This window comes from Brevundimonas sp. CURTG3B2_SDJG, assembly GCF_057364705.1.
In genome coordinates this window covers 1-7,107 of record NZ_JBNFOJ010000159.1, presented here as the reverse complement: position 1 = coordinate 7,107, position 7,107 = coordinate 1, and the positions used below count along the sequence as shown (strand labels likewise).

The 7,107-nt window shown below is 69.7% G+C and carries 3 protein-coding genes, 2 pseudogenes and 1 riboswitch; of the genes and pseudogenes, 1 reads left to right on the top strand and 4 read right to left on the bottom strand.

Annotated elements, in window-relative coordinates; genetic code table 11:
* Window positions 1–1,788, top strand: a 1,788-nt coding sequence (locus tag AC2W7C_RS11490; protein ID WP_486001558.1) for a CocE/NonD family hydrolase, incomplete at its 5' end; no start/stop codon positions are given.
* A 205-nt stretch (window positions 1,789–1,993) separates the two neighbouring features.
* On the opposite strand, the pseudogene gcvPB reads toward AC2W7C_RS11490, so the two are convergent.
* The 4 genes and pseudogenes from gcvPB to gcvT all read right to left on the bottom strand — a co-directional run bounded on the left by gcvPB (window position 1,994) and on the right by gcvT (window position 6,759).
* Window positions 1,994–3,571: pseudogene (gene gcvPB / locus AC2W7C_RS11485) on the bottom strand (aminomethyl-transferring glycine dehydrogenase subunit GcvPB).
* A 14-nt stretch (window positions 3,572–3,585) separates the two neighbouring features.
* Window positions 3,586–4,932 carry an aminomethyl-transferring glycine dehydrogenase subunit GcvPA gene (gene gcvPA / locus AC2W7C_RS11480; RefSeq protein WP_486001557.1) on the bottom strand — a complete coding sequence of 449 codons (1,347 nt, stop codon included), beginning with the start codon at window positions 4,930–4,932 and terminating at the stop codon, window positions 3,586–3,588.
* Window positions 4,933–5,158: 226 nt separating this feature from the next.
* Window positions 5,159–5,524 (bottom strand): glycine cleavage system protein GcvH, encoded by a 366-nt coding sequence (gcvH, locus tag AC2W7C_RS11475; protein ID WP_486001556.1) that lies wholly within the window; start codon window positions 5,522–5,524, stop codon window positions 5,159–5,161.
* 123 nt (window positions 5,525–5,647) lie between these two features.
* Window positions 5,648–6,759 (bottom strand): annotated as a pseudogene (gene gcvT / locus AC2W7C_RS11470) (glycine cleavage system aminomethyltransferase GcvT).
* A gap of 166 nt (window positions 6,760–6,925) precedes the next feature.
* Window positions 6,926–7,023, bottom strand: a riboswitch (glycine riboswitch).
* Between the last annotated feature and the right edge of the window lie 84 nt (window positions 7,024–7,107).

The window sequence follows — 7,107 nt, the reverse complement described above, 5'->3', positions numbered from 1 at the left end:
CGCGAGGCCGACCAGCGCGCGGCGGCGGCCTGCGCCGGGGTGGCGCTGACCGACTGCCCGACCGCCTTCGAGGCCGTGTCGGCCCGGCAGGCGCTGGAGACTTGGAGCCATCTGCTGCCGACGTCGGAACGGTTGATCCGGGCCGACGCGGAGCGGCGCTTCCTCATCGACGACCAGGCGTCGGTCCCGACGGCCGACGGCGTCCGGATCGCCGTCATGGTCGTGCGCCCCCGCACCGGCGAGCCCGTGACGGCCCTGCTGAACTTCACCATCTACAACCGCCACGACTGGACCTTCGCCGACGCCGTCCAGATGGCGGCGCGCGGCTACGCCGGGGCGATCGCCTATTCGCGGGGCGTGAACCGCAGCACGGGCGCGCCTGAGCCCTATCGGCATGACGGGCCCGACGCGGCGGCGGTGATCGACTGGCTGGCGGCTCAGGCGTGGAGCGACGGCCGGGTGGGCATGTTCAGCGGCAGCTACAACAGCTTCGTCCAGTGGGCGGCGCTGAAACAGCGGCCAGCGGCGCTGAAGGCCATCGCCACCAATGCTTCGAACGCGCCCGGGATCGACACGCCGATGCAGGGCGGGGTGTTCCAGACCTTCATCTATCCCTGGCCCCTCTATGTCTCGAGCGGGTCCGAACTGGACGAGAAGACCTACGGGGATCGCGAGCGCTGGGACCGGATGATGCGGGAGTGGTACCTGAGCGGACGCCCCTATCGCGACCTGGAGCGGATCGACGGCCGCGCCAATCCGGTCTTCGCCCGTTGGCTGGACCACCTCGTCTACGACGCCTACTGGAGCCAGCTGATCCCGCAAGGGGCCGAGTTCGCCGACATCGACATCCCGATCTACGCCCAGACCGGCTATTTCGACGGCGGGATGGTGGGGGTCCTCCACTATCTGCGGGAGCATCTGCGCCAGAACCTCGACGCGGATCACCGGGTGATCATCGGGCCCTATCACCACACCGCCCAGCAGGGCGGCGTCCTGCCGGTGATCAACGGCTATGCGGTGGACCGCAGCGCGATGATCGATCTGGCCGAGATCCGCATGCGGTGGTTCGACCACGTGTTCCGAGGAACGCCGATGCCGGAGGTGCTGGCGGACCGGGTGAATTTCCAGGTCATGGGCGCAGACCTGTGGCGGCATTCGCCCAGCCTGGAGACCATGGCCGATGAGCGGGTCAGGTTGCACCTGGGCGGCGCGGACGGAAATGGACGCCATCGGCTCGCCGCCGCGCCGGCGGACGGGCCGGGCGTCGAGCTTCGCATAGACCTGGCGGACCGGAGCGACATCGACTTCGAGCCCCCGGCCGGCGAGCTGGATGTGCGCGGCGGGCTGTTGTTCGCGACGGAACCGCTGGACCGGCCGCTGGAGATCGCCGGGGGCTTCGTCGGCCGGTTCGAGATCGTCACGAACAAGCGCGACCTGGACCTGGAGGTGGTCTTCTTCGAACAGAGAGCGGACGGGACCTATCTGCGACTGGCCTCCTATCTGGGACGAGCCAGCCACATGGCCGATCCGACCCGACGGACCTTGCTGGAGCCGGGCGCGCGGGAGCGGCTGACGTTCGAGAGCCAGACGGTGACCGCCGTCCGCCTGGCGCCGGGCAGCCGCCTGCTGGCCCTGGTGGCCGTGCCCAAGCGGCCGGACGTCCAGATCAACTACGGCTCGGGCCGCGACGTCAGCGACGAATCCATCGCCGACGCCGGAGATCCGCTGACGGTCCGCTTCCTGCCCGGCAGCCACCTGGAGCTGGGCGTGCGGCGCAACGGGGGCTGAGGCCTAGTCGCGGGGCGAGGGCGACCCCGGCGTGAGCGGGGTCCCGCTGCTGCGCGGACCGTCGCGCCGGGTGCGGATGTTGCTGGTCGAGTCCGGGCGCAGAGAGGGATCCAGGTGCGCGCCGGCGACGCCGATCCCGAAACCTTCGGCAGAGCGGCCTTCGCCGCGCTGCGCCAGGTGGCCGGGCGGGAACGCTGATCGCGACCTATTCGGCCGCGATGTTGGACCCCTCCGGCGCGGTCCAGCGCAGCACCGGCGAGCGGGCGGCGCGGGTCTCGTCCAGGCGGCGCAGGGGAGCGTGGAAAGGCGCGCCTTTGAAGCGTTCGACCTCCCCGGCCTTCGCCGCTTCGGCCAACAGGCGCATCGCCTCGATGAAGCGGTCCAGCTCCTGCTTGGACTCGGTCTCGGTCGGCTCGATCAGCATGGCCCCGTGGACGACCAGGGGGAAGTACATGGTCATCGGGTGGAAGCCCTCGTCGATCATCGCCTTGGCGAAGTCGAGGGTGGTGACGTCCGTGCCCTTCAGCCATTCGTCGTCGAACAGGGCCTCGTGCATGCAGGGGCCGTCGGGGAAGGCCGGGCTCATCAGGTCCGACAGGCGGGCCTTGATGTAGTTGGCGTTCAAGACGGCGTCCTCGGCGACCTGGCGCAGGCCGTCGGAGCCATGGCTCATCATGTAGCTGAGGGCGCGGACGTACATGCCCATCTGGCCCTGGAACGCGCAGAGGCGGCCGAAGGCCTGGGCGGCCTCGTCTTCCTCACGCTCGACCAGGCGGTAGCCGTTCTGGTCGTGCACGACCCAAGGGGCCGGGGCGAAGGGGGCCAGGGCTTCCGACAGCACCACCGGACCGGCGCCCGGCCCGCCGCCGCCGTGGGGCGGTCGAGAAGGTCTTGTGCAGGTTGATGTGCATGGCGTCGACGCCCAGGTCACCCGGGCGCACCCGGCCGACGATGGCGTTGAAGTTGGCGCCGTCGCAGTAGAAATAGGCGCCCGCCTCGTGCGTCAGGCGGCTGATCTCCAGGATGTCGCGCTCGAACAGGCCGCAGGTGTTCGGGTTGGTGACCATGATGGCCGCCACGTCAGGGCCTAGCTTGGCGGCCAGGTCGGCCACGTCGACGCGGCGTCGTCGGTCTGGGCGACCTCGACCACCGAATAGCCGACGAAGGCGGCGGTGGCCGGGTTGGTGCCGTGGGCCGACGTCGGGACCAGCACCTTGCGGCGCTGCTCATGCTCGCCCTTGGCCTCATGGGCGGCGCGGATGGCCATCAGGCCGCACAGCTCGCCGTGGGCGCCGGCCTTGGGCGACAGGGCGACGGCGGGCATGCCGGTCAGGGTCTTCAGCCAGTGCGACAGCTGGTCCATCAGCTCCAGCGCGCCCTGGACCGTCGAGATCGGCTGCAGCGGGTGGATGTCCGAGAAGCCCGGCAGGCGCGCCATCTTCTCGTTCAGGCGCGGGTTATGCTTCATCGTGCACGAGCCCAGCGGATAGATGGCCAGGTCGATGGCGTGGTTCTTCTGGCTGAGACGCACGTAGTGGCGCATGGCCTCGGGCTCCGACAGGCCCGGCAGGCCGATCGGGTCCTTGCGGACCAGGTCGCCGAGGTCGCCGCCGTCGGCCTTGGGTTCGGGCAGATCGACGCCGGTCTTGCCCCAGCCGTCGCTCTCGAAGATCAGGTGCTCGTTCTGCAGCAGGCCGCGACCGCCGGTCAGCGTCGGGTGTTTGTAGTCGTGATCGACCGGGTTCGGGGCGGTCGGGCGGCCGACGGTGTTCATGGTGCTCATCGTTCCGTCTCCGCTCAGTGCGCCAGGACCTTGGCGAGCACGGTCGCCAGGAATTTGATGTCGTGGTCCAGGGTGGTCTCGGTGGCCGCCACCAGCAGGACGTCGTCCATGCCCGCGTCGGGAGCGAGGCGGCTGTAGGGCACGCCGGCCAGGACGTGGTGGGCGGCCAGGGTGTCGACCACCTCGGCGGCGTTCTTGGGCAGCTTGACCGCGAACTCGTTGAAGAAGCGCGGGGTCAGGATTTCGACGCCCGGAATGGCGGCCAGGGCGTCGCGGGTCGCCAGCGCCTTCTCGTGGTTCAGCAGGGCCAGCTTGCGCAGGCCCGTCTCGCCCAGCAGGCTCATGTGGATGGTGAAGGCCAGGGTGCACAGGCCCGAGTTGGTGCAGATGTTGGACGTGGCCTTGTCGCGGCGGATGTGCTGCTCGCGCGTCGACAGGGTCAGGACGAAGCCCCGTTCACCGTCAGCGTCGACCGTCTCGCCGGTCAGGCGGCCGGGCATCTGGCGGACCAGCTTCTCGCGGCAGGCGAACAGGCCGACGTAGGGGCCGCCGAAGTTCAGGGCGTTGCCGATCGACTGGCCCTCGGCCGCGACGATGTCGGCGCCCATTTCGCCCGGCGACTTCAGCAGGCCCATCGACACGGCCTCGGTGACCACGACGATCAGTAGAGCGCCGGCGGCGTGGGCGGCCTCGGCGATCTTCGTGACGTCGGTCGCGGTTCCGAAGACGTTCGGGGTCTGGACGACGACGCAAGCGGTGTCCGGTCCGATCTGGTCGATGACGGCGGCCTCGGCGTCGAACGCCGGGGCGAGGACCTGGGTCTCGACGCCGACGGCGTGGACGACGGTCTCGGTCGCCTTGACATAGTGCGGATGGACGCCGCCCGAGATCACCGCCTTGTTGCGGCGGGTCACCCGGGTGGCCATCAGCACGCCCTCGGCCATGGCGGTGGAGCCGTCGTAGAGCGAGGCGTTGGCCACCGGCATGCCGGTCAGGTTCGCGACCTGGGTCTGGAACTCGTACAGGTACTGCAGGGTCCCTTGCGCGATCTCGGGCTGATAGGGCGTGTAGCTGGTCAGGAACTCGGACCGCTGGATGATGTGGTCCACGGTCGCCGGCACATGGTGCTTGTAGGCGCCCGCCCCGCAGAAGAAGGGCACCGATCCGGCGGCGGCGTTCTTGGCGGCCATGGCGCCCAGAGCGCGTTCGACCTCGAGCTCCCCCGCGACGCGCGGCAGGTCGACGAAGCCCTCGCGGCGGGCCGCCTGGGGCACGTCCACGAACAGGTCGTCGATCGATTTGACGCCGATGGCCGCCAGCATGGCGGCGCGGTCGTCGGTGGTCAGGGGGAGGTAACGCATCGTTCTTTCACCTTGTCATCCCGGACGACGCGAAGCGGCGATCCGGGACGGGAGAGGACTTTCGGTCTGTCCCGGTCAGTCCGAAGGGCTGAACCGGGACGAAGGCGGTCTGGGTCGGCGCGTGCCCCGGACGAGCTGCGCTCTCCGGGGCGGAACAGGTTGTGTCCGGTCCCGTCCCGGATCAGCGCTGCGCGCTGTCCGGGATGACAAGGGACTGGCATCGAAGTTACAGCGTGGTCAGGTACTGGTCGTAGGCGGCGCGGTCCATCAGGCCGTCCAGGTCGCCGGCGTTCGCCACCTTGATCCTGGCGAACCAGCCTTCGCCTTCCGGGTCGGCGTTGACGGTTTCCGGGGCCGAGGCCAGGACGCCGTTGCCTTCGACGACCTCGCCCGAGACCGGGGCGTAGACGTCCGAGGCGGCCTTGACGCTTTCCACGACGGCGAAGCTGTCGCCCTTGGAGACGGCCTTGCCGGCCTCGGGCGTTTCGACGAACACCACATCGCCGAGGGCTTCGGCGGCGTGCTTGGTGATGCCGACCGTGGCGACGTCGCCGTCGAGGCGAACCCACTCGTGATCCTTGGTGAAGTGCATGGTTCTCTTCCTTCCGTCATCCCCGCGCTTGTCGTGGGGATCCATAATCTCGATCCATCCCGTCCGAACACCCATCAGCGGTGTTATGGGTCGCCGGGACAAGCCCGGCGATGACGGCAAAACTTACTTCGGCTTCCGATAGTAGCGTTGGGCGACGAAGGGCGTGGCGACGACCTCGGCGGCGGCGGGCTTGCCGCGCACCAGGACCTTCAGCTCAGTTCCCAGCTCGGCGAACTTCGGCGGGACGTAGCCCATGGCGATGTTGCGGCCCAGGGTCGGCGACGGGCCGCCCGAGGTGACCGGGCCGACGACGTTTCCGTCCAGGTCGGCGATCTCGGCGCCCTCGCGGGCCGGGGCGCCCTCCTTGACGACCAGGCGACGCGGACGCGCGACGGTCCGTCGGCCAGCTCCTTCAGCACGCGGGCGGCGCCGTTGAAGTCGGCGCGCTCCTTGCGGGACTTCGACAGGGCGAAGGTCAGGGCGCCCTCGACCGGGCTGGTCGAGGCGTCGATGTCGTGGCCGTGCAGCGGCAGGCCGGCCTCCAGCCGGAGCGAGTCGCGGGCGCCCAGGCCGATCGGCTTGACGCGGGCGTCCTCCAGGAGGGTGTTCCAGATGCGCTCGGCCTGGTCGGCGGGCACGGAGATCTCGTAGCCGTCCTCGCCGGTGTAGCCCGAGCGCGAGACGTAGCAGTCGACGCCGAACAGCATCAGGCGGGCGGAGTCCATGAAGCCCATCTCGGCCAGGACCGGCTCGTGCGCCTCCATGACCGCGGCGGCTTCAGGGCCCTGGATGGCCAGCAGGGCGCGGTCGTCCAGGATCTTCAGCTCGGCGTCGCCTTCCAGATTGGCCTGCAGGAAGGCGAAGTCGGCGTCCTTGTTGCCGGCGTTGACCACGACGTAGAGGCCGTCATGGTCGGGCTTGCCGGCCATCAGGTCGTCCATGATCCCGCCCTCGGCGTTCAGCAGCAGCGAGTATTTCTGCTTGCCGGTCTTCAGGATGGCGTAGTCGCCGGGGACGAAGCGCTCGAACTGGGCGACGGCGTCGGCGCCGGTGATCTTGCACTGGCCCATGTGGGAGACGTCGAACAGGCCGGCGTGTTCGCGGGTCCAGCGGTGCTCGGCCAGGACGCCTTCGTACTGGACGGGCATGTCGTAGCCGCCGAAGCCGACCATGCGGGCGCCGGCCGCGCGGTGCGCGGCGTTCAGCGGGGTGACCTTCAGGGTTTCGTCGCTCATCAGACTCTCGCGGTCGCGTGTTGAAGCGGAAGCTCCGCCGTCCTCGCGCCCCCGCTGTCCTGAAGCCTGAGAGATTCCGCCCCCGTCCCGGTTCGGCGCTTCGCACCGCCCGGGATGACAAGGGCTTGCTCCGTCGGCGAGGCCTTGGCCTGCTTTCCAGCGTCCGTGCGCCTTCGCGGTCCTTTTGCCTGAGCGTTTCCGGGGCGGTTGCGCCTTCGGCTCCGGAGCCTCCGAAGAGGCTCCGATCTCTCCCGCGAGAGCGAGCGGACCTAGGCCCCGACTCCGGCGCGAAGTCAAGCGCGGCGCGAGAGGCGACGCGCCGCCCCGAGCCGCCCCCACCCGGTCGCT